The sequence below is a fragment of the Micromonospora sp. NPDC018662 genome (assembly GCF_044391475.1).
Taxonomy (GTDB): domain Bacteria; phylum Actinomycetota; class Actinomycetes; order Mycobacteriales; family Micromonosporaceae; genus Micromonospora.
The window spans coordinates 886,676-907,042 of sequence record NZ_JBISAC010000002.1 but is presented as its reverse complement, the minus strand read 5'-3'; the positions used below and the strand labels follow the sequence as shown (position 1 = coordinate 907,042).

At 74.2% G+C, this 20,367-nt stretch carries 18 protein-coding genes; 4 read left to right on the top strand and 14 right to left on the bottom strand.

Translation table 11 applies throughout. The features are described from left to right. Positions 1 to 177: 177 nt before the first annotated feature. From ACH495_RS09685 to ACH495_RS09675, 3 genes are all read left to right on the top strand, one after another. Positions 178 to 1,959: an alpha/beta hydrolase gene (locus ACH495_RS09685; protein ID WP_396857259.1), complete on the top strand. Its 1,782-nt coding sequence runs from the start codon at positions 178 to 180 to the stop codon at positions 1,957 to 1,959. 125 nt (positions 1,960 to 2,084) lie between these two features. Then, entirely contained in the window at positions 2,085 to 3,023 is a 939-nt protein-coding gene (locus tag ACH495_RS09680) for a transporter substrate-binding domain-containing protein (protein ID WP_396857258.1), read from the top strand. Beyond that, positions 3,020 to 4,120: a hypothetical protein gene (locus tag ACH495_RS09675; protein WP_396857257.1), complete on the top strand. Its 1,101-nt coding sequence runs from the start codon at positions 3,020 to 3,022 to the stop codon at positions 4,118 to 4,120. The genes ACH495_RS09680 and ACH495_RS09675 overlap by 4 nt, the downstream gene beginning before the upstream one ends. A gap of 203 nt (positions 4,121 to 4,323) precedes the next feature. On the opposite strand, the gene ACH495_RS09670 is transcribed toward ACH495_RS09675, so the two are convergent. The 8 genes from ACH495_RS09670 to ACH495_RS09635 all read right to left on the bottom strand — a co-directional run bounded on the left by ACH495_RS09670 (position 4,324) and on the right by ACH495_RS09635 (position 13,748). Beyond that, on the bottom strand, positions 4,324 to 4,488 hold the full coding sequence (locus ACH495_RS09670; protein ID WP_396857256.1) for a hypothetical protein: 165 nt from the start codon (positions 4,486 to 4,488) through the stop codon (positions 4,324 to 4,326). Positions 4,489 to 4,744: 256 nt separating this feature from the next. Then, on the bottom strand, positions 4,745 to 5,908 hold the full coding sequence (locus ACH495_RS09665) for an acyl-CoA dehydrogenase family protein (RefSeq protein ID WP_396857255.1): 1,164 nt from the start codon (positions 5,906 to 5,908) through the stop codon (positions 4,745 to 4,747). Beyond that, positions 5,905 to 7,899, bottom strand: a complete 1,995-nt coding sequence (locus tag ACH495_RS09660) for a biotin carboxylase N-terminal domain-containing protein (RefSeq protein WP_396857254.1) — start codon at positions 7,897 to 7,899, stop codon at positions 5,905 to 5,907. Before ACH495_RS09660 ends, ACH495_RS09665 begins: the two co-directional genes overlap by 4 nt. An 11-nt stretch (positions 7,900 to 7,910) precedes the next feature. Continuing rightward, positions 7,911 to 9,515, bottom strand: coding sequence for an acyl-CoA carboxylase subunit beta (locus ACH495_RS09655; protein ID WP_396857253.1), 1,605 nt, complete (start codon positions 9,513 to 9,515; stop codon positions 7,911 to 7,913). Beyond that, entirely contained in the window at positions 9,512 to 10,651 is a 1,140-nt protein-coding gene (locus ACH495_RS09650; RefSeq protein WP_396857252.1) for an acyl-CoA dehydrogenase family protein, read from the bottom strand. Before ACH495_RS09650 ends, ACH495_RS09655 begins: the two co-directional genes overlap by 4 nt. Further along, a complete protein-coding gene (locus ACH495_RS09645) occupies positions 10,648 to 12,327 on the bottom strand; it encodes an acyclic terpene utilization AtuA family protein (protein WP_396857251.1) in 1,680 nt (559 codons plus the stop codon). Before ACH495_RS09645 ends, ACH495_RS09650 begins: the two co-directional genes overlap by 4 nt. Then, positions 12,324 to 13,112: a TIGR03084 family metal-binding protein gene (locus tag ACH495_RS09640; protein ID WP_396857250.1), complete on the bottom strand. Its 789-nt coding sequence runs from the start codon at positions 13,110 to 13,112 to the stop codon at positions 12,324 to 12,326. The genes ACH495_RS09645 and ACH495_RS09640 overlap by 4 nt, the downstream gene beginning before the upstream one ends. Before the next feature lie 24 nt (positions 13,113 to 13,136). Further along, complete coding sequence (locus ACH495_RS09635; protein ID WP_396857349.1) at positions 13,137 to 13,748, bottom strand: TetR/AcrR family transcriptional regulator; 612 nt, start codon at positions 13,746 to 13,748, stop codon at positions 13,137 to 13,139. A gap of 115 nt (positions 13,749 to 13,863) precedes the next feature. Here ACH495_RS09635 and ACH495_RS09630 point away from each other — a divergent pair, with 115 nt between their 5' ends. After that, on the top strand, positions 13,864 to 15,900 hold the full coding sequence (locus ACH495_RS09630; RefSeq protein ID WP_396857249.1) for an aminotransferase class I/II-fold pyridoxal phosphate-dependent enzyme: 2,037 nt from the start codon (positions 13,864 to 13,866) through the stop codon (positions 15,898 to 15,900). 8 nt (positions 15,901 to 15,908) lie between these two features. On the opposite strand, the gene ACH495_RS09625 is transcribed toward ACH495_RS09630, so the two are convergent. The 6 genes from ACH495_RS09625 to ACH495_RS09600 form a co-directional block, all read right to left on the bottom strand. Then, positions 15,909 to 16,679: a class I SAM-dependent methyltransferase gene (locus ACH495_RS09625; protein WP_396857248.1), complete on the bottom strand. Its 771-nt coding sequence runs from the start codon at positions 16,677 to 16,679 to the stop codon at positions 15,909 to 15,911. A gap of 4 nt (positions 16,680 to 16,683) precedes the next feature. Further along, on the bottom strand, positions 16,684 to 17,757 hold the full coding sequence (locus ACH495_RS09620; protein WP_396857247.1) for a radical SAM protein: 1,074 nt from the start codon (positions 17,755 to 17,757) through the stop codon (positions 16,684 to 16,686). A gap of 28 nt (positions 17,758 to 17,785) precedes the next feature. Then, positions 17,786 to 18,574, bottom strand: a complete 789-nt coding sequence (locus ACH495_RS09615; RefSeq protein WP_396857246.1) for a class I SAM-dependent methyltransferase — start codon at positions 18,572 to 18,574, stop codon at positions 17,786 to 17,788. Then, on the bottom strand, positions 18,571 to 19,065 hold the full coding sequence (locus ACH495_RS09610; RefSeq protein WP_396857245.1) for a hypothetical protein: 495 nt from the start codon (positions 19,063 to 19,065) through the stop codon (positions 18,571 to 18,573). Before ACH495_RS09610 ends, ACH495_RS09615 begins: the two co-directional genes overlap by 4 nt. Positions 19,066 to 19,067: 2 nt before the next feature. Then, positions 19,068 to 19,529: a glycosyltransferase gene (locus ACH495_RS09605; RefSeq protein WP_396857244.1), complete on the bottom strand. Its 462-nt coding sequence runs from the start codon at positions 19,527 to 19,529 to the stop codon at positions 19,068 to 19,070. 65 nt (positions 19,530 to 19,594) lie between these two features. Continuing rightward, positions 19,595 to 20,338, bottom strand: a complete 744-nt coding sequence (locus ACH495_RS09600; RefSeq protein ID WP_396857243.1) for a metallophosphoesterase family protein — start codon at positions 20,336 to 20,338, stop codon at positions 19,595 to 19,597. Positions 20,339 to 20,367: the final 29 nt, after the last annotated feature.

The window sequence follows — 20,367 nt, the reverse complement described above, 5'->3', positions numbered from 1 at the left end:
CACTCGGCGCTCCACATCGGAGTGCGAAAAGCGTCGATCGAGAAAAAATCGTTACATGACTTGGTCTTTTGCGGTGTCGATCCGCTTTTGGGGGTCACCTCCGATGGCTGTCGAATCCTAGAGTGACGGGGGTCGAGGTTCCCTCGACGGATCTGTTCCCCACCGGAAGGCAGTCACATGCCCCGTGTAATCCGGTCCCTCGCCGCAACAGGGATCGCCGGGATCCTCCTCGCCGGGTCGGCCGTCTCGCCCGCCGTGGCGGCGCCGACCCCGCAACCGACGACGTACGACCGCACCAGCGCGGCCGAGGCGCGTCGGGTGGATCGCGTACCGACGCCGAAGCTCGACTGGTACGCCTGCTACGACTACGCCGAGTGCGCCACGGTCCGGCTGCCGCTGGACTACGACAACCCGAAGGGCGCCACCACCGAGGTCGCGCTGCTCCGGGTCAAGGCCCGCGACCAGCAGCACAAGGTCGGCAGCCTGTTCCTCAACCCGGGTGGCCCGGGCGGCTCCGGCACGAGCATCGCGCTCGCCGCGCCCTACTTCCTCGGCGACGACCTGCTCGACCGCTTCGACGTGGTCGGCGTCGACCCGCGCGGCGTCGAGGCCAGCGACAACATCAAGTGCTTCCGCACGGTGAAGGACCAGACCAAGGCGTACGGCGGGCTGAACGTCGCGTTCCCGTGGACGAAGGCGGAGGAGAAGGCGTACGTCGCCGCCTCGAAGGCGGTCGGCACGGCGTGCTCGACCACCGGCAAGCCGCTGACCGGCGCGGCGTCCACCGCCGAGGTGGCCCGCGACATGGACGTCCTGCGCCGGGCGGTCGGCGACAAGAAGCTCAGCTACCTGGGCTTCAGCTACGGCACCGCGCTCGGGCAGTACTACGCCAACATGTTCCCGGACCGGTTCCGCGCGCTCGTCGTCGACGGCGTGCTCAACCCGAACGCCTGGGTCGGCCAGGGCCAGGCCCGCAACCAGGTCCAGGAGGCGCGGCTGCGCAGCGCCGACGGCGCGTACAAGGCGCTGCACGAGATCCTGGTGCGGTGCGGCAAGGCCGGCGCCGAGCAGTGCGCGCTGGCCGCCCGCGGGAACCCGGTCGCCGGCTACGAGACCGTGGCGAAGCGGCTGCGCAAGAAGCCGGCCGTGATCGACGACCCGGACAACGGCTCGTTCACCGTCAGCTACGCCGACTTCGTCGGCGCCACGCTCAGCGCGCTCTACGACCCGTACGGCTGGCAGTCGGTCGTGGACATCACCGAGCAGCTGCTGACCGCTACCGACCCGGCCGCCGGCAAGGCCGCCGCCGCGACGGCCCGCCAGGCGCTCGCCGCCCGCGCCGCGCAGGCCCGGCAGCAGCGGGGGTACGACTTCCCGTACAACAACGGGCTGGAGACGTTCCTGACCGTGGACTGCACCGACGCGTACCACCCGAAGAGCGCGGACGCCTGGCCGGCGCTGTCGGCCAGGGAGGACCAGCGGGCGCCCTACTTCGGGCGGGCCTGGGCCTGGGGCACCTCGCCCTGCGCCCGCAACACCTGGACCGTGCGTGACGAGGACGCCTACACCGGCCCGTTCAACCGCACCACCACCGCCCCGGTGCTGGTGGTCGGCAACTACTGGGACCCGGCGACCAACTACCAGGGCGCGGTCGGCTCGGCCGCGCTGCTGCCGAACAGCCGGCTGCTGAGCAGCGACAGCTGGGGGCACACCGCGTACGGCACCTCCGCGTGCGCGACCGGCAAGATCGACGCGTACCTGCTCACCGGCAAGGTGCCGGCCAAGGGCACGCTCTGCGTCGGTGACGCCCAGCCGTTCCAGGAGGACCCGGCCGCCGGCCGGGTGGCCGCGTCCAAGAGCGAGCTGGCCCGCGCCGGTGCGCCCGGTCGGGGCGAGCCGAAGCGGCTGCCGCCGGTGGCCACGCCGCGGCCGGGGGTCGGCACGCTGACCGTCCGCTGACGGACCCCCGGGGTACGGCGGGCGATCGGGCGCCCGCCGTACCCCGGGCAGTCGCCACACAGCACATTGTGTGGCGGTCGCTACCCTGAGTGTCCCGTAGTCGTGTCCCGCGATCGAGGTGCCCGATGCCCGAGGTCTCTTCCCGCCGGCTCCGCTCCCTCGCCACCACGCTGGCCGTGGCACTGACGCTCACCCTGGCCGCGGCCGCCGGCTGCGACAACCGCCGCGAACCCCCGCTGCCCTCGGTGCTCGACAAGCTGCACGACTCGCACATCGACGGCCAGGCGAAGGTCAAGATCGGGGTGTCGGAGACCGAGCCGCTGATGGGCGAGCTGCGCGACGGCGCGCACACCGGCTTCGACGTCGAGATCGCCCGCTACATCGCCGCGTCCCTCGGTTTCCAGGGCGAGCAGCGCATCCAGTGGGTGGCGCTGGCCACCGAGGACCGCATTCCCGCACTCCAGGGCGGCACCGTCGACCTGGTCGTGTCGAGCTTCTCGATGACCGAGGAGCGCGAGAAGCTGATCAGCTTCGCCGGGCCGTACTTCGTCACCACCCAGGAGGTGATGGTGCCGACGCGCCTGCGCGACCAGGTCCGCACCATCGAGGACCTGCGCCGGCCGGGGCTGCGCGTCTGCACCAGCGGCGGCTCCACCACCGAGGCGGAGCTGGAGAAACACCAGGTCCGGGCGTACGTGGTGAAGACCGTCGGCGACTGCGTGCGGGGCATCCGGGAGAAGCGGTACGACGCGGTCAGCTCCGACGAGACCATCCTGGCCGGCTTCCTCTCCCAGTTCCCCACCGAGTTCGAGATCGTCGACATGCCGTTCGGCACCAGTGAGCTGCTCGGCATCGGCGTGCCGATCGGCGACCCGGCGCTGCGTGACCTGGTCGCGTTCGCGCTCCAGAAGAGCTACCTGGAGGGGCGGGACGGGATCAGCAGCCCGTGGCTGACCGCGTACAACCGCACGCTCGGGCCGTGGCTCAAGGCGGACAAGTCCCAGCCGCAGCCGCTGAACGTGCCGAAGCTCGTCGACTTCGACGACAAGGCGCCCCGGCGATGACCGCCCCGGCGGACGCCGTAACGGCGGGTGCGGCCGGGTCGGGTGCCGGCACCGCCGGTCCGGGGGCTGCCACTGCCGGCCCGGGTGCCGCCGCGCCGACCCGGGCCGTGCCGGCGCCGGCCGACCCGGCCGAGCGCCGCGCGCGGGCCACCCAGTCGTTCTGGACGGCGGTGGTCGGGGTGCCGGCCGTCTTCTCGGTGCTGCGGCTCGGCGTCGAGGCGGGCGGCGAGTTGCAGACCACGCTGCTGCTGGTGGCCAACGTCGGCACGGTCAACCTGCTGGCCGGCTTCCTCACCACCGCCGCCGCGCTGCTCTCCACCGCCCTGGTCGCGGTGTTCGCGCTCGGCGCGGTGCTCCGGGTCAGCGTGGACCGGATGCCACCCGGAATCCGCCGGCCGCTCTTCGCCCGCTGGGTGGACAGCACGCCGGCCTGGTTCGCGGTGGCCAGCTTCCTGCTCGCGCTGGTCACCTGGCCGCTGCTCTACCTGCCGCTGCTGCTGCCGGCGTTCGTGGCCGCGTTCCAACTCAGCCCGGAACGGCTGCACGAACAGCGGGTCCCCCGCCTGCTGCTGCTCGCCGCCGGCTTCGCCGGATACCTCTGGCTGCTCGGGCCCACCCTGCTCGACGCCGGCCGCCAGGGGGAGACGCTGGCGCTGGCGCTGCTGGTCGTACCCCCGGTGTTGGCGTTGTTCGTGACCGGCCCGCTGCCGGCGGCGGTGGTCCGGCCGCTCGCCTCGGTCACCGAGGCGGCGGTGCTGGCCATGCTGGTCTGGGCCGCGCTGCCGGTGATCAGCACACCGGTGCTGCCGCTGACCGTCACCACTGTCGAGACGTCACCCGGCGTCACCGAGGACGTCCGCGGTCACGTGGTCACCGTGGACGACGTCGACGTGGTGCTGCTCCAGGAGCGTGGCGGCGTCCGCTACCTGCCGGTCGGCCAGGTACGCGCGCAGGTGCTCTGCCCGAGCGAGGACGAACTGCCCCGGCGGCAGCTCCGGGTGCGCGACTTCCACGTGGAGGACTCACTGTTGGAGGGGCTGGGTCGCCGGGTCCGTCCGGTCCACCGCATCGACGCCGCCTGCCGCACGGTCCGCTGACCGGCGCGGCTCACGTGGGATCTTGGTACGGGGGCGCCCTTCCAGGGCGGGCGCGTACCAAGATCTGCGGGAACGCGTGCACAGTCGACGCCTGACGCGCCCCCGCAACCGGATCTTGGAAGATGAGGGCCCCTCCGGGGGCCATTTGCTTCCAAGATCTGCCCCGTGACCGCGCCCGAACCTGAGCCAGCCCGGTGGCCGGGTCAGCGCGTGGTGCGGAGCAGGTCGGTCAGGTCGGCTGCCTCGTCGCCGAGTGGGGTTCCCGCGTCGGCCACCGCCGCAGCCCACAGCAACTCGGCCGGGATGTCGGAGGTCAGCCAGCGGTCCCGCTCGCGTCTCGACCGTTCGTCGGGTGCCGACCACCGCACGACCTCCGCGAGGTGGCGGGTGGACGCGCCGCCCGACAGCTCGGCGAAGTCCGCCAGGTAGGGGCCGAGGTCCAGCTAGCCGTTCACCCGCCCGCTCCACCTCACCAGTCTCGCCACCGCTCGGGTGGAACGTCATGGGTGCCCTCCCACCCGTTTTGACACCCATGGTGTACCACCCGCTGAAGGAAACGACCGGGAGTGGAACGCCATGGGTGTCAAACGAGGCCGGAGGCACCCATGGCGTTCCACTCACCGGTCAGTAGGACTTGTCCTGGCCCAGCACGTGCTGGGCGACGAAGTTGAGGATCATCTCGCGGCTGACCGGGGCGATCCGGCCGGCGCGCACGGCGCCGAGCAGCGTCGCCACGCCGTACTCGGTGGTCATGCCGGCCCCGCCGAGCGCCTGGACGGCGGTGTCCACGGCGAGCGCGGCGGCCTCGCCGGCCGCGTACTTGGCCATGTTGCCGGAGACACCGGCCTCCAGGTCGCGGCCGGCGTCGTAGAGCGTGGCCGCCTTGTGGATCATCAGCCGGGCCAGTTCGACCTGCACGGCGGCGTGCGCGAGCGGGTGCGCGACGCCCTGGTGCGAGCCGATCGACCGCCCGCCCCAGATCTTGCGGGTGGCGGTGTAGTCGGACGCCTTCTCGATGGCGTAGCGGCCAGTGCCGGCGCCCATCGCGGCGACCGTGATCCGCTCCGGGTTGAGGCCGGCGAACAGCGCCGGCAGGCCGGCGTCCAGCGACTCGCCGACCAGCGCATCGGCCGGCAGCCGCACGTCGTCGAGAAAGAGCTGGAACTGGTTCTCCGGGGACAGGATCTCCATGTCCAGCTTGGACTTCTCCAGGCCGGGCGCGTCGGTCGGCACGATGAACAATGCCGGCTTGAGCTTGCCGGAGGAAGCATCCTCGGTCCTGGCCACCACCAGCACGTGGCCGGCCTCGTCGACGCCGGAGATGTAGACCTTGCGGCCGGTGAGCAGCCAGTCGTCGCCGTCGCGGCGGGCCACCGTGCCGAGCCGGTGGAAGTTCGACCCGGCGTCCGGCTCGGTGATCGCGAAGACGATCTTCTGGGAGCCGTCGGCGAGGCCGGGCAGGTGCCGCTTGCGCTGCTCCTCCGTACCGTGCTTGTTGATCACGGTGGCGGCGATGGCGGGGGAGACCACGAGCAGCAGCAGCGGGCAGCCCGCCGCGGCCAGCTCCTCGCAGACCAGCGCCAGCTCGGTGATGCCGCCGCCCCCGCCGCCGTACTCGGTGGGGATGTTGACGCCGAGGTAGCCGAGCCGTCCGGCCTCGTGCCACAGCTCGGTGGTGTGCTCCCCCGACTTGGCCTTGGACACGAAGTAGGAGTGGCCGTACCTGCGGCCCAGCGCGCGCACGGCGTCGCGGAGCTGGTCCTGCTCGGCGGTGAGGTCGAAGTTCACTGCGGGTCCTCCTCGGGGTCGACCACGGCCAGCACGGCGCCCGTCTCCACCTGGCCGCCGGGCGCGACCGGCAGCGCCGCCACCACGCCGTCGGCCGGGGCGAGCACGGGATGTTCGAGCTTCATCGCTTCCAGGGTCAGCAGCAGGTCGCCGGCGGCGACCCGCTGGCCGACCTCGACGTGCACCCGGGTCACCGCGCCGGGCAGCGGCGCGAGCAGCGACCCGGCCGCCAGCTCCACGGTGGGCGGGGGCAGGCGCGGCAGCTCGGTGAGGCTCGCCGCCCCGTCCGGGCCGTCCACGAACACGTCCGACCCCACCCGGTGTACGCGGAAAGCCCGCCGCACCCCGTCCACGTCGAGCACCACGCGGTCCGGCGCGGCCGACACCAGCTCCACCGTCGGGGTGTTAGGCGGGGCCCCCGCCTCTACCGAATCCGTTAAGCGGGGCCCCCGCCTTCCCCACTCGGCGAGGGCGCCGGTGCGGGTGAGGCGGTAGTGGATCTCGATGTCGGTGAAGCGGGTGACCTGCGGGACGGCCGGTACGTTGCGCCAGCCCGAGGGCAGCCCGGCCAGCACCGGCGCGGCGGCCCGGCGCGCGGCGGCACCGGCCAGCGCCGCCGCCAGCGCGGCCAGCGGGAGCTGGTCGGCCGGCAGCAGCGGTGCGAAGACCTCGGGGTGTCGGTCCAGGAAGCCGGTGTCCACGTCGGCGGCGGCGAACTCGCCGCTGCGCAGCACCCGGACCAGCAGGTCCCGGTTGGTGGCCACGCCGTGCAGCTCGGCCCGGGCCAGCGCGCCGGCCAGGGCACGGGCCGCCTCGGCGCGGGTGGGCGCCCAGGCGATCAGCTTGGCCAGCATCGAGTCGTAGTGCACGCCCACCGTCGAGCCGTCCACCACACCCGAGTCCAGGCGCAGCCCGCGCGACGGCCCGAACTCGGCGTCGACGCCGGGGATCGCGAACCGGTGCAGCGTGCCGGTGGCCGGACGGAAACCCTGCGCCGGTTCCTCGGCGCAGAGCCGCACCTCGATGGCGTGACCGTCCGGGGCCGGCGTGCCGGTGACCGGCAGCGGCTCGCCCTCGGCGACCAGCAGTTGCAGCCGCACCAGGTCCAGGCCGGTGGTCAGCTCGGTGACCGGGTGCTCCACCTGGAGGCGGGTGTTCATCTCCAGGAAGTGCACCTGCCCGTCCGGCGCCAGCAGGAACTCCACGGTGCCCGCGCCGACGTAGTCGACCGCCCGGCCGGCGGCCACCGCCGCGGAGTGCAGCCGCTCGCGCACGTCGTCGGGCAGCACCCCGGGCGCCTCCTCGACGATCTTCTGGTGCCGGCGCTGGATCGAGCAGTCGCGCACCCCGAGCGCCACCACCGTGCCGTGGGTGTCGCCGAAGATCTGCACCTCGACGTGCCGGCCGCGCTCGACGTACCGCTCGATGAAGACCGTGCCGTCGCCGAACGCCGCCGCCGCCTCGCGGCGCGCGCCCGCGACGGCCTCGGCGAGCCCGGCCGCGTCGCGGACGATCCGCATGCCCCGGCCGCCGCCGCCGGCACTGGCCTTGACCAGCACCGGGAACGCGGTGACCTGGTCGGGGTCGGTCCAGGTGGGCAGCATCGGCACGCCCGCGTCGGCGAGCATCGCCTTGGCGGCCATCTTGTCGCCCATCGCGGCGATCGCCTTCGCCGACGGACCCACCCAGGTGAGGCCCGCGTCGGTGACCGCCGCTGCGAACTCGGCGTTCTCGGCGAGGAAGCCGTAGCCGGGGTGGACGGCGTCCGCGCCGGCCCGGCGGGCCGCGTCGAGGATGAGGTCGATGCGCAGGTACGTCTCGGCCGGCGTGTTCCCCGGCAGTCGGACCGCCTGGTCGGCCTCGGCCACGAACGGCGCGTCGGCGTCCGCGTCGGAGTGCACGGCGACCGTGTCCACGCCGAGCGCGCGGCAGGTGGCGAGGATCCGGCGGGCGATCTCCCCCCGGTTGGCGACGAGAAGTCGGGTGATCATGCAGATACCCCCTACATCCGGAAGACGCCGAAACCGTCGGCGCCCTTCACCGGTCCGTTGTGGATCGCCGACAGGCAGAGCCCGAGGACGGTACGGGTGTCCCGGGGGTCGATCACCCCGTCGTCGTAGAGCCGACCGGAGAGGAACAGCGCCCCGGACTGCGACTCGATCTGCTGCTCGACCATCATCCGCATGGCGGCGTCGGAGTCCTCGTCGTAGTCGCGCCCCCGGGCCGCGGCGGCCTGCCGGGCCACGATCGACAGCACGCCGGCCAACTGCGCCGGGCCCATCACCGCCGACTTCGCGTTCGGCCAGGTGAACAGGAACCGTGGCTCGTACGCCCGGCCGCACATGCCGTAGTTGCCGGCGCCGTAGGAGGCGCCCAGGTTGACCGTCAGGTGCGGCACGGTCGAGTTCGACACCGCGTTGATCATCAGCGCGCCGTGCTTGATGATGCCGCGCTGCTCGTACTCGGTGCCGACCATGTAGCCGGTGGTGTTCTGGAGGAAGACCAGCGGCGTGTCCGCCGCGTTGGCGAGCTGGATGAACTGGGCCGCCTTCTGCGCCTCCTCGCTGAACAGCACGCCCCGGGCGTTCGCCAGCACGCCGACCGGCCAGCCGTGCAGCTCACCCCAGCCGGTCACCAGCGCCGTGCCGTAGCCGGGCTTGAACTCGTCGAACGCGCTGTCGTCCAGCACCCGGGCGAGGACCTCACGCGGGTCGAACGGCACCTTCAGGTCGGCGCTGGCGATGCCGAGCAGTTCCTCCGGGTCGTACCGGGGTGGGCGCGGGGACGGGGTGCGCGGCGGCGGGCCGCCCTTGCGCCAGTTGAGCCGGCGGACGCACTGCCGGGCCAGCCGGATGCCGTCCCGCTCGTCCTCGGCCAGGAAGTCGGCCAGGCCGGACGTGCCGGCGTGCATCCGCGCCCCGCCCAGCGACTCGTCGTCGGTGACCTCGCCGGTGGCCATCTTCACCAGCGGCGGCCCGGCCAGGTAGACCTGCGACCGGTCCCGGATCATGATGGTGAAGTCCGACATGCCGGGCACGTACGCGCCGCCGGCGGTGGCGTTGCCGAACACCACGCTGACCGTGGGGATCTTCGCCGCGGAGAGCCGGGTCAGGTCGCGGAACACCCGCCCGCCGGGAATGAAGATCTCCGCCTGGGAGGGCAGGTCGGCGCCGGCCGACTCGACCAGGTTCACCATCGGCAGCCGGTTGGCCAGCGCGATCTCGCCCGCCCGGCGCGTCTTCGCCAGCGACCACGGGTTGATCGCGCCGCCGCGTACCGTCGGGTCGTTCGCCACGATCAGGCACTCCACGCCCTCGACCACGCCGATGCCGGTCACGGTGCTGGCGCCCACCGGGAAGTCCGTGCCGTACGCGGCCACCGGCGACAGCTCCAGGAACGGGCTGTCCGGGTCGAGCAGCAGCTCGATGCGTTCCCGGGGCAGCAGCTTGCCGCGCTTGTGGTGCCGGGTCACGTACTTCTCACCGCCGCCGGCCCGAGCCTGGTCCAGCGCCGCGTCCAGCTCGGCGAGGCGCTCCAGCAGCGCCTCCCGGTTCGCGGTGAAGGCCGGCGCGGACGGGTCGATCGTGCTCTGGAGAACGGTGCTCACAGGCCCATGCCCTTCGCGATGATCTCGTTCATGATCTCGGTGGTGCCGCCGCCGATGCCGAGGAGCCGGGCGTCCCGGTAGTGCCGCTCCACCTCCGCGTCGCGCAGGTAGCCGAAGCCGCCGTGCAGTTGCAGCGCGGCGTCCACCACGTGGTCGCAGGCGGCCACCGCCACGTTCTTCGCCATCGCCACCTCGGTCACCACCGGCTGCCCGGCGGCCACCCGCTCGGCCACCTCGTGCACGTACGCGCGGGCCGCCTCGGCGCGGGTGTGCATCTCGGCCAGCCGGTGCCGGACGAGCTGCCGGCTCGCGAGCGGACGACCGAACGTGGACCGGTCCCGGCACCACTGCACCGCCAGGTCGACGCAGCGCTGCGCGGTCGCGTACGCCTGGGTGGCCAGCGACAGCCGCTCGGCGGCGAACTGCTGCATGATGGCCAGGAAGCCGGTGTCCTCCGGGCCGACCCGGTTCGTCACCGGCACCCGGACGTCGACGAAGGACAGCTCGGCGGTGTCCGAGCAGTGCCAGCCCAGCTTCTCCAGCCGCCGGCCCACGGTGAACCCGGGCGTGCCCCTGTCGACCACCAGCAGGCTGAGCGAGCCGGAGCCGGGGAAGTCGGTGCAGACCGCGGTGGTCACGAAGTCCGCCCGCACGCCGCTGGTGATGTAGGTCTTCGAGCCGTTCACCACGTAGTGGTCGCCGTCGCGTACCGCGCAGGTGCGGATGGCGGCCACGTCCGAACCGCCGTCCGGCTCGGTGATCGCCAGTGCGCCGATCGCGGCCCCGGCCAGTGTCGGGCGCACGTACGTCTCGATGAGGTGCTCGTCCTTGGCGGCGACGATGTGCGGCAGCGCGATGCCGTGCGTGAACAACGCGGCGATCAGCCCGGACGAGCCGCCCGAGCGGATGATCTCCTCGGTGACCACGATCGAGTCGAGCAGGTCGCCACCGCTGCCGCCGACCGACTCGGGGAAGCCGATGCCGAGCAGCCCGACCTTCGCGGCGGTCCCGTGCAGCGACCGGGGCACCTCGCCGGCCCGCTCCCAGTCGGCCAGGTGCGGCAGCACCTCCTTTGTGACGAAGGCGCGGGTCAGCTCGCGCAACTGGCGACGCTCGGGGCTGTCCACGATGGTCACGCCGACACCTCCGCCGGCAGGTCGACCACCCGGGCCCGGAGCAACTCGCCGAGCGCCTTGGCCTGCGGGTCGAACCGGGTGGAGGCGGCCACGCCCTGCCCCAGCAGCCCCCGGATCACGAAGTTGACCGCGCGCAGGTTCGGCAGCTCGTACCGCTCCACGGTCAGCGGTGCGGTCTCCGGCAGCAGCTCCGCCAGCCGCGCCACGGTGAGCCAGCCGCGCAGCCAGGCCCAGGTGGCGTCCGTCCGGGCCCAGACGCCCAGGTTGGCGTCCCCACCCTTGTCCCCCGACCGCGCCCCCACCACCTCACCGAGCGCCCCCCGCCGGGTGGGATGCAAGGCGGGGGCCCCGCTTAACGCATTCGGTAGAGGCGGGGGCCCCGCCAATCGCCTCGTGACCGAGGGCGGCGGGATGGGCACGCGCTCGCCGGAGGGGAGCACTGCCACGTGCGCCACTGCGTCCTGCGCGACCGCGTCGGCGGTGAAGACGCCGTACGGCGTGGCGTCACCGGGCAACGTGGTCAGCGTGCAGCCCGGGTAGGAGGCCAGCGCCAGCTCCACCGCCGCCGCCGAGAACGCCCGCCCGGCCCGCGCCCTGTCACTGTCGCGCAGGTGTACGTGCAGCAGCGCGCTCGCCGCCTCGGTGTCCGCCGCGTCCGGGTGGTCGGTGCGGGCCAGCGTGAACTCCAGCCCGTCCGGGCCCACCGCATCCGTCACCTGGCCCCGGACCAGGTCCGCCTTGGCCGGGATGTCCAGCCCGCACAGGACGAACGTCATCGAGTTGCGGAAGCCGCCCAGGTTGTTGACGCCCACCTTCAGCGTGTCCGGCGGCGGCGTGCCGCGCACCCCGGAGACGCGTACCCGGTCCGGTCCCGCCTGCTCCAGCCGGACCGTGTCCAGCCGGGTCACCACGTCCGGCCCGAGGTAATCCGGCCCGCCCACCTCGTAGAGCAGTTGGGCGGTGACCGTCTCGACGGTGACCGCGCCGCCGGTGCCGGGGTGCTTGGTGAGCACCGACGAACCGTCCGGATGCAGCTCGGCGATCGGGAAGCCGGGCCGGCGCCCGCCGTCCGGCAACTCGGTGAAGAAGCTGAAGTTGCCGCCGGTGACCTGCGCCCCGCACTCGATCAGGTGCCCGGCCACTGTCGCGCCGGCCAGCGCGTCGAGGTCGTCCCGGGTCCAGCCGAAGCGGGCGATGGCCGGGCCGACCGCCAGCGACGCGTCGGTGACCCGCCCGGTCACCACCACGTCCGCGCCCGCGTCGAGGCAGGCCGCGATCCCGAACGCGCCCAGGTAGGCGTTCGCGGTCAGCGCGTCCGGCCGCTGGAGCGCGTCGCCCTCGACGTACCCGACGCGCACGTCGAGGCCGAGTCGTGCGGCGAGCGACCGGATCGCGTCGGCCAGGCCGGCCGGGTTGAGGCCGCCGGCGTTGGTGACCAGCGTGACCCCGCGCTCCCGCGCGGTGCCGAGCACGCCCTCCGCCTGCCGCAGGAAGGTCTTCGCGTAGCCGAGCGACGCGTCACGCATCCGGTCCCGGCCGAGGATCAGCATGGTCAGTTCGGCCAGGTAGTCGCCGGTCAGCACGTCCAGCTCGCCGCCGTCGAGCATCTCCCGCCAGGCGGAGAAGCGGTCGCCGTAGAAGCCGGACGCGTTGCCGACGCGCAGCACCCCGCTCATGGGCGGGCCTCCGCCGCCCGGCCGGCGCCCGGCGGCCCGGCGAACGCCTGGGCCACGTCCAGCCACGCGTCGGCGACCGGCCCGGTCGCGACCAGGGCCAGGTCGGCGCGGTGCCGGCGCTGCGTGACCAGCAGGCAGAAGTCGAGCGCCGGCCCGATCACCCGGTCGGTCGCCGCCGCCGGCCCGTAGGCCCAGACCTCGTCGCCGGCCGGCGCGGTGAGTTCGACCCGGACCGGGTCCGTCGGCACCGGGCGGCCGTGCGCGGCGAAGCCGTGCCCGAGGGTACGGAAGCCGAGGTGCGCGACGTGCCGCAGTCGGGTGGTCGGGGCGCGGGTGACGCCGAGCGCGTCGGCGACGTCCTCGCCGTGCGCCCAGGTCTCCATGATCCGGGCGGTGGCCATCGAGGCGGGCGACATCCGGGTCCCGTACCACTGCAGCTTCTCGCCGGCCGGGGTGGCGGCCAGGGCCGCCGCGAGCGCGGTCCGGCCGTCCCGCCAGCGGGCCAGCAGCGCGGCCGGCGGGGCGAGGAAGGACTCGGCCCCGTCGTCGACCATCCGGGCCGGGTCGGGCGCGGACAGCACCGAGGCGTAGAACGCGTCGGGGTCGGTGGCGGCGAGCCCGGCCACGTGGTCGGTCCAGGCCAGGTGGGCGATCTGGTGGGCGACGGTCCAGCCGGCGGCCAGGGTGTCCCGGGCCCAGTCCTCCGGCGGCAGCCCGCTGACGAGCGCGTCGAGTTGGTCGGACTCAGCGGTGAGATCCGCGAGCAGTGCGGTCGCGTCGACCATGGTGCCTCCGGGCGGGGTTGCCGGTCAGGGGGCCTCGGGGGTGAGCAGGGTGGCGAGTTGGCGCTTCCACATCCGCAGCAGCGCGGCGCGGCGGGGTGAGTCGTCGCTGAGCAGGTTGGCCACGCCCAGCCCGCGGAGCAGGTCGAGGGTGGCCTGCACGGCCTCGCGGATGCCGGGGCGGCGCTCGTCCACCCCGAGCAGTTCGACGGTGAGCCGGTGCATCTCCCGGCCCACGGTGGCCTCCAGCGGCACCAGCGCGTCGCGCAGCTCGGCGTCGGTGCGGGCGGCGACCCAGAGTTCGAGGGCGGCGACGAAGAGCGGCCCGGTGAAGGCGGCGCCGAGCAGGTCGATCACCCGGTCCAGCCGTTGCGGGCCGGCCGGCAGCGCGTCCGCCTCGGTGCGCAGCTCGACCGCCCGGCGCTCGGCGAGGTGGGCGACGGCGGCGGTGACCAGGGCGGCCTTGGTGGGGTAGTGGTGCAGCTGCGCACCCCGGGAGACACCGGCCCGGGCGGCCACCACAGTGGTCGTGGTGCCGGACCAGCCGTGTTCGACCAGGCATTCGACGGTCGCCTCCAGCAGCCGGGCCTGGGTGGCACGGCTGCGCTCCTGCTGAGGCACGCGGGTCGACACGCCCACAGCCTGCCGGCCGAAAAACAAACAGTCAAGCCTGACTTTTTTCTGTCGCCGCTATCCGACACTCCCGGACGCTCCGTTCCGCGATACTGTGCTCGGTTCACGGGGAGGCACGACGATGGATGAATTCGTGCTGGTCGGCGGGTCCGGTTTCCTGGGCACCGCGACCGCCGAGGCACTGCTGGCCGCCGGCGCGCGGGTGACCACCGTGGACCGGCATCCGCCGGCCGGCACGAGCACCGGCGCTCCCGACTGGATCCGCGTCGACCTGTTGGTCGACGACCCGCCCGAGCTGCCGCCCGGCACCGTCGTGGTGCTGCTCGGCGCGAGCGAGCCGCGCCCCCGCCGGCCCTGGACGCTGCCGCTGGACAACGCGATCAGCACCGCCCGGCTGCTGCCCCGGCTCGCCGGCCGGCAGGTGGTGCTCACCTCATCCGTCGAGGTCTACGGCGCCGCGGCCGGTCCGCTGACCGAGGAGACCACGCCCGACCTGCCGTGGACCGTCGAGGAAGTGGACAGCTGGTGCGCCGCCGCCCGCGAACTGGCCCGGACGCCCTGCCCGCCCTGGCGGGCCGCCCCGCTGGCCCGGGCCATGGCCGACGCCGACCCGACCGGCCGGTGGACGTACGCGATGGCGAAGCTCGCCCAGGAACGGCTCGTCGCCGGCGCGGTCGACCCCGACCGGCTGACCGTGCTCCGGCTCGCCAACGCCTTCGGCGCGGGACAGCATCGGGTCGCCACCCGGCTGGTCCGCCGGGCCCGCCAGGGGCTGCCGCTGCCGGTCACCGCGTACGCCGTACGCAGCTTCCTGCCCGCCGACGCCCTCGCCCCGATGCTGCTCGACGGCCTCGGCCCCGGCGTGTGGAACGTCGGTGGGGAGCCGGTGCCACTGGTCGACCTCGCCACCTGGATCCGCGACCTGTGCGGCTCGTCGGCGCCGCTGCTGACCGCGCCCCGCCGCACGCCGGACAGCTCCGGCCTGGTGGTCACCGACAAGCTGACCGCCGCCGGCCACCGCGTGCCACCGCTCCGGCCACGACTGGCGGAGCTGGTCGACGCGGTGGACACCGACCGGGCACCCGTGTTCCGGCCGCCGCTGCCGGTCGTCGTGCCGCCACCGCCGGCCAACCCCGAGCTGGTGGCCGCCCGCCAGCAGGCGGCGCTCGCCGGCGGCGAGGTCAAGCACGGCAACCGGTGGACGCGGGAGCTGACCGAACGACTGGGCAAGGAGCTGGAACTCGACGACGACCACCGGGTCCTGGTCACCGCGTCGGGCACCGCCGCGCTGCGGATCATGGTGGCCGCCACCGTCGGCCCGGCCCGCCCCGGCGACGTGGCGGTGCTGCCGTCGTACACCTTTCCCGCGACCGCGGAGATCCTGGTCCAACTCGGGTACGCGCTGCGCTTCGTCGACGTGGACGCCGCGACCTGGACGCTGGACCCGGCGGCCGTCGCCACCGCCATCGCGCAGGGCGGCGTACGGCTGGTGCTCTGCGTGGACACGTTCGGCAACCCGTGCGACTACCCGGCCCTGCGGGCGGTCTGCGACCCCGCCGGGGTGGCGCTGCTGGCCGACTCCGCCGCCGCCCTCGGCAGCCTGCACCGGGGCCGCCCGGTGGCCCAGCAGGCGCTGGCCCACTCGTACTCGATGAGCTTCGCCAAGGTGGTCTCCGCCGGCGGGGCCGGCGGCGCCCTGGTGCTGCCCGCCGACGCCGCCGAGGCGGTGCTCACCGCGCCGGCCGGCTGGACCCGCTCCGAGCTGATGAACGAGCTGCACGCCGTCGTCGCGGTCGACCAGCTCGCCGAGCTGGACACGCTGGTCCGCTGGCGGGCCGAGGTGGCCGAGGTGTACGCCGCCGCCGCCCGCACCCTGCCGGTGGAGTTCCAGCAGGTCCGCCCCGGAGACCGGCACTGCTGGGTGCACTGGGTGGCCCGGATCGCCGACCGGGACCGGGTGGCGGACGCGCTGGCCGCGCTCGGCGTGCAGACCAAGCCCTACTTCGCGGCGATCCACCGCGGCCCGCTCGGCGGCGGCGAGCGGCTGCCGGTGACCGACCGGCTGGACGCCGAGGCGCTCGCCCTGCCGATGTCGTCGGAACTCACCGTGGAACAGGCGGAACGGGTGGTCGCCGCGCTGCGCCGCTGCCTGGGCTGACGGCTGCCTCAGCTCGCCGCGCGGCGGCCGGTCACCAGCAGTTGCTTGCCGGCGTCGGCGAGGACCGGGTCGTCGCCCAGCCGGCGCTCCAACGCCAGCAGCGCGTCCCGGTCGGCGGCGAGCCGCCCGGCCAGCCCCGCCCGGCCCAGCGGCCCGGCGCTGACCAGCAACCCGGCGCTGCGGACCTCGACCAGGCCGGCGGCGGCGAACGCGGCCTCCAACCGGGCGCGGTCCAGCAGGTGCAGGTCGGCGGCGTGCCCGTCGGCACGCCAGACGCCCCGACGCCGGGCCAACCGGTCCACCGCCTCGTCGTCCCGACCGTCGCCGACCAGCTCCAGCACCAGGCCGACCAGCGAGTCGACGAGCACCGCCAACACCCCGCCCGGACGCAGCCAGCCGGCCAGGTGCCGGACCGCCCGCTCGGGATCGGCGGTGTATTGCAGGGAGCCCATCGCCAGCACCGCGCCGGCCGTGGCGGGCAGCGTCACAGCCGTCATCGAGCCCTCCACCAGCGTGAAGCCGGCACCGGGCGGGCGGCGGCGCAGCTCGGCGAGCATCCCCGGCGCCTGCTCGACGCCGGTCACCGGATGGCCCCGGTCGAGCAGCCGCCGGGCCCAGCGGCCCACCCCGCAGCCGGCGTCCACCACCGGGCCGTCCGGCGGCAGCAGCGCGCTCACCCGCTCCCACGCCAGATCGTCGTACGCGCGCCGGTGCGGCACCGCGAAGTGCTCCTCGTAGCCGGGCGCCAGCGCGTCGTACAGCGGCTGGCTCGGGCGCATCGGCTCAGACAAGGCTGCGCCGCCCGCGCCGCCACTGCCGGTCGGCCAGATAGGTGCCCGGTCGCCAGCGCAGGTTGAGGCTGTAGTTGCTGCCGCAGCCGACACACTCCTTGCGGAACAGCCGCGCGTGCTCGGCGCGGTATTCCGGGGCGTCGACGATCTCGGCGATCGGGCGCTGCCGGACCGAGGCGGTCGGGTCGTGCGCCCAGCAACCACCGATCTCGCCCCGGGAGTGCACCATCAGCTTGAGCTGCGACTCGGCGCAGGGCAGGTCACGCTGCACGAGATCGTCGAAGTGCCCGCGCAGGTAGCGCAGCTCCGAGTAGCGCGGCAGCCACCGCCGGTCGGCCCGGGCCATCGCCTCCAGCTCGGCCAGCGCCGCGTCGAGCCGGTCGCCGGCCACGTCGGTCTGCCCGGTGACCGCGTCGGTGCGGAACAGGAACGTCCGGTCGGTGACCAGGTTGAGATAGAGCGTCACGCCCAGCTCCTGGGCCAGCGCCGCGATGCCGGGCAGGCTGTCCACGTTGTCCCGCATGACGGTGAAGTTCATCCGCACCTTCAGGCCGAGCCGGTCGCGCTCCGCGATCAGGTTCCGCAGGTGCCGGGTGGTCGTCTCGAACGCGCCGAGCCGGCCCCGGATCCGGTCGTGCACCAACGCCGTCGGGCCGTCGACCGAGACGTTGAAGCTGCGTACGCCCGCCGCGAGCACCTCCTCCAGGACGGGTGGGGTGAGCCGGATGCCGTTGGTGTTCAGGTGCAGGTGGCGTACGCCCACCTCGCGGGCGTACGCCATCAGCGCCAGCGCGTCCGGCCGGATCAACGGCTCGCCGCCGGTGAAGTTCACCTTGTGGATGCGCATCGCGACGAGTTGGCGCAGGACGTCCCGCCACTCCTCGGTGGACAGCTCACCCTTGGTGTTGGTGGTCCAGCAGCCGCAACTCGTGCAGCGCAGGTTGCAGTTGTCGGTGAGGAACAGCTCGGCGACCAGCGGCCGGACGTGCAGCCGGGGCGCGACCCGCTCCTTCACCGCGAGCCGGCCGAAGAACCAGGCCAGCCGCGCGGTGTCGGTCACGCTCACGGCAGCCTCCGGACGGGGTGGGCGATGCTCACGGGCACCTCCGGGCGACGACGAAGAGGTTGGCCGAGCGGAACAGCCGGCCGTCGAGGTGGATGCCGCGCTCCAGCAGGCGGCGTACCGGCCCGCCGGTGAGCAGCGCCGGGATCTGCAACCACCGCCAGAACAGGTTGGCGCCGGTCACCGTGGCCGGCGTGAAGCCCGCCGTACGCAGCAGGTCGAGCAGGTCCGCGGTGCGGTAGTTGGTGTGCCGGTCCCGGCCGACAGACATGTCCCCGCGCAGGTCGTCCGAGAGGTCGGCGAATCGGCTGTGCCACACCTCGGACCCGAACCGCCACGAGTAGATCCGGCGGTGCAGCCGGGGGAAGTCGAACTTCGCGTTGTCGGGGTCGAGGAAGCTGAAGACGTGCCGGCGCGGGACGGTGAGCACCAGCAGCCCACCGGGGGCGAGCACCCGGTGCGTCTCGGCGAGCAGCGCGGCCTCGTCGGGCACGTGCTCCAGCACGTCGAGCAGGCTGACCGAGTCGAAGCGGCAGTCGGTGAACGGCAGCGGTCGACCGACCCGCAGCCGGTGCAGCGGCAGGTCGGGGTGGCGGTCGGCCAGCCGGGCGAGGTAGCCCGGGTGCGGGTCGGCGCCCTCGCAGGTCACCGTGCCGTGTTCGTGCAGCACGGCGAGGAAGTCACCGGGGCCGCAGCCCAGGTCGAGGTGCCGGCCGGTGCGGCCGGCCAGCGCCGACCAGGCGAACGCGTAGCGGCGCAGCGGGTGGGTGGCGAAGGGCGGCCGGCCCGGCCGGCGGGTCGCCGTGTCGGCCCGGCTCATCGGACCAGCCGCGCGCAGAGCGCGTCCATCGTGGCGGCCAGCCGTGCGCCGTCGACCACGCCGGGCAGCGGCCGTTCGGCTAGCAACCGCCGTTGCCGCTCGGGGTGCGCGGCCAGCGCGGCCGGCAGGTCGGCCACGTCCCACACCGCGACCACCCGGCCCGAGCGCTCCTCGTCGCGCAGGTAGGCGACCTGGTGGTCGTTGCCCATCTCGCCCCGCGCCGCCTCCCGGGCCACCGCGACCGGCACCCGGCCGAGCCGCTGGACCAGCCGGACGGTGTTCCCGGCGTGGGTGATCACCACGTCGGCGGCGGCCAGCCGCTCCCGCAGGTCGTCCAGGGGCAGGAACGCCTCGTGCGGGCAGGGCGGCGTCACGGTCGACGTGCCGGTCTGGACGAACACCTCGTGCGCGGCGCAGAGCGGCGCGACGGCGTCGACCAGGCGGTCGAACGGCCACGGACCCATGCCGACGGTGACCAGGACGCGGGCCATGGTCAGTAGAGCTCCCCGACGAGCACCGCGCGGGGGCGGGACGCCAGCAGGGCGGGACGCTGCACCAGCACCGCGGCGGCCAGCCGGGAGCAGAGCCGGGCGGCGGCCCCGGCGGGACCGGTCATGTTGAACGTCTCCAGCCACAGCGACGGCACCCGGAGCAGGCGGGCGGCGAGGAAGACGCCGACGGCGACGCCGGTGCCGGCGGACACCACCACGTCGGGTCGCTCGCGGCGCAGCAGCCGCAGCGCCCGCCAGGCCGCCGGCAGCACCCGCAGCCGGGTGCGCGTCGACAACTCGGGCTGCCAGTGCACCCGCTGCCCGGCCAACGCCACCTCGGTGTCGGGGGCGCGGACCGCCACCCAGACCGGATCGTGCCGCTCCCACCAGGGGCGGAGCGCGAGCAGATCCAGCAGGACGCCGCCGCTGCTGGAGACGAGGAGCACCCGGTACCGCCGTCCCATCACGCCACGCTATCGCAGAGTCGCGGCTCAGGACGCCCCCGTCCAGCGTGGACGTCGGGTACCGGTCAGCGACCGTCCCGGGGGCCGAACGCGGTGAGCGCGTCCAGGTCGGAGTAGCCCCCGCGCAGGTACTCGTCGGCCCACTGCGCCGCCTCGGGGAAGCCGGACCCGGCGACCACCCGGGCGCAGGCGGCGTCCACGTCGAACCGGGTGCGGCGGAGCTGCACACCCGGACCGAGCAGCGCCCACCAGGCGCCCGCGCCGCCGTACGGCATGCCGACGCTGCCCGGGTTGACCACCAGGCGGCGGTCGACCAACCGGGTGAACGGCATGTGGGTGTGCCCGCAGACCACGGTGCCGACCTCGGCCGGCAGGCCGGCGAAGACCTCGGCCCAGCGCTCCGGCCGCGAGTCGACCAGCACGACCTCCTCGTCGTCGCGGGGCGTCGCGTGGCAGAACAACACCTCGCCGAGCCCGGTCACCGGCAGCGTGACGTGCGGCGGCAGCGCGGCCAGGCGGGCCACCTGGTCGTCCCGGAGCTGCGCGGCGGCCCAGTTGGCGACCTCGAACTCCGACGGCTTCCCGGCCCGCGCCTCGACCAGCTCCCGTTCGCCGTTCCCGCCGACCCAGCTGGCGCGGTCGCCGAGCGCGGCGAGCCGGTCCAGCACCTCGACCGGCTGCGGGCCGGACGCGATGTCCCCGGTGAGCACGATCAGGTCGGCGGCGGCCACGTCCGGCTCGGCCAGGACGGCCTCCAGCGCCGGCAGCACACCGTGGATGTCGGAGAGGACGGCGACACGGTCAGGCATCGCCCCAGCCTGCGCAGCCGGGGACCGGG

Coding starts and splice junctions, on each gene's coding strand:
- ACH495_RS09610 (WP_396857245.1), bottom strand. CDS start 19,065: ATGGCCCGCGTCCTGGTCACCGTCGGCATGGGTCCGTGGCCGTTCGAC.
- ACH495_RS09645 (WP_396857251.1), bottom strand. CDS start 12,327: ATGAGCGGGGTGCTGCGCGTCGGCAACGCGTCCGGCTTCTACGGCGAC.
- ACH495_RS09685 (WP_396857259.1), top strand. CDS start 178: ATGCCCCGTGTAATCCGGTCCCTCGCCGCAACAGGGATCGCCGGGATC.
- ACH495_RS09660 (WP_396857254.1), bottom strand. CDS start 7,899: ATGATCACCCGACTTCTCGTCGCCAACCGGGGGGAGATCGCCCGCCGG.
- ACH495_RS09675 (WP_396857257.1), top strand. CDS start 3,020: ATGACCGCCCCGGCGGACGCCGTAACGGCGGGTGCGGCCGGGTCGGGT.
- ACH495_RS09615 (WP_396857246.1), bottom strand. CDS start 18,574: ATGAGCCGGGCCGACACGGCGACCCGCCGGCCGGGCCGGCCGCCCTTC.
- ACH495_RS09600 (WP_396857243.1), bottom strand. CDS start 20,338: ATGCCTGACCGTGTCGCCGTCCTCTCCGACATCCACGGTGTGCTGCCG.
- ACH495_RS09625 (WP_396857248.1), bottom strand. CDS start 16,679: ATGCGCCCGAGCCAGCCGCTGTACGACGCGCTGGCGCCCGGCTACGAG.
- ACH495_RS09640 (WP_396857250.1), bottom strand. CDS start 13,112: ATGGTCGACGCGACCGCACTGCTCGCGGATCTCACCGCTGAGTCCGAC.
- ACH495_RS09680 (WP_396857258.1), top strand. CDS start 2,085: ATGCCCGAGGTCTCTTCCCGCCGGCTCCGCTCCCTCGCCACCACGCTG.
- ACH495_RS09605 (WP_396857244.1), bottom strand. CDS start 19,529: ATGGGACGGCGGTACCGGGTGCTCCTCGTCTCCAGCAGCGGCGGCGTC.
- ACH495_RS09630 (WP_396857249.1), top strand. CDS start 13,864: ATGGATGAATTCGTGCTGGTCGGCGGGTCCGGTTTCCTGGGCACCGCG.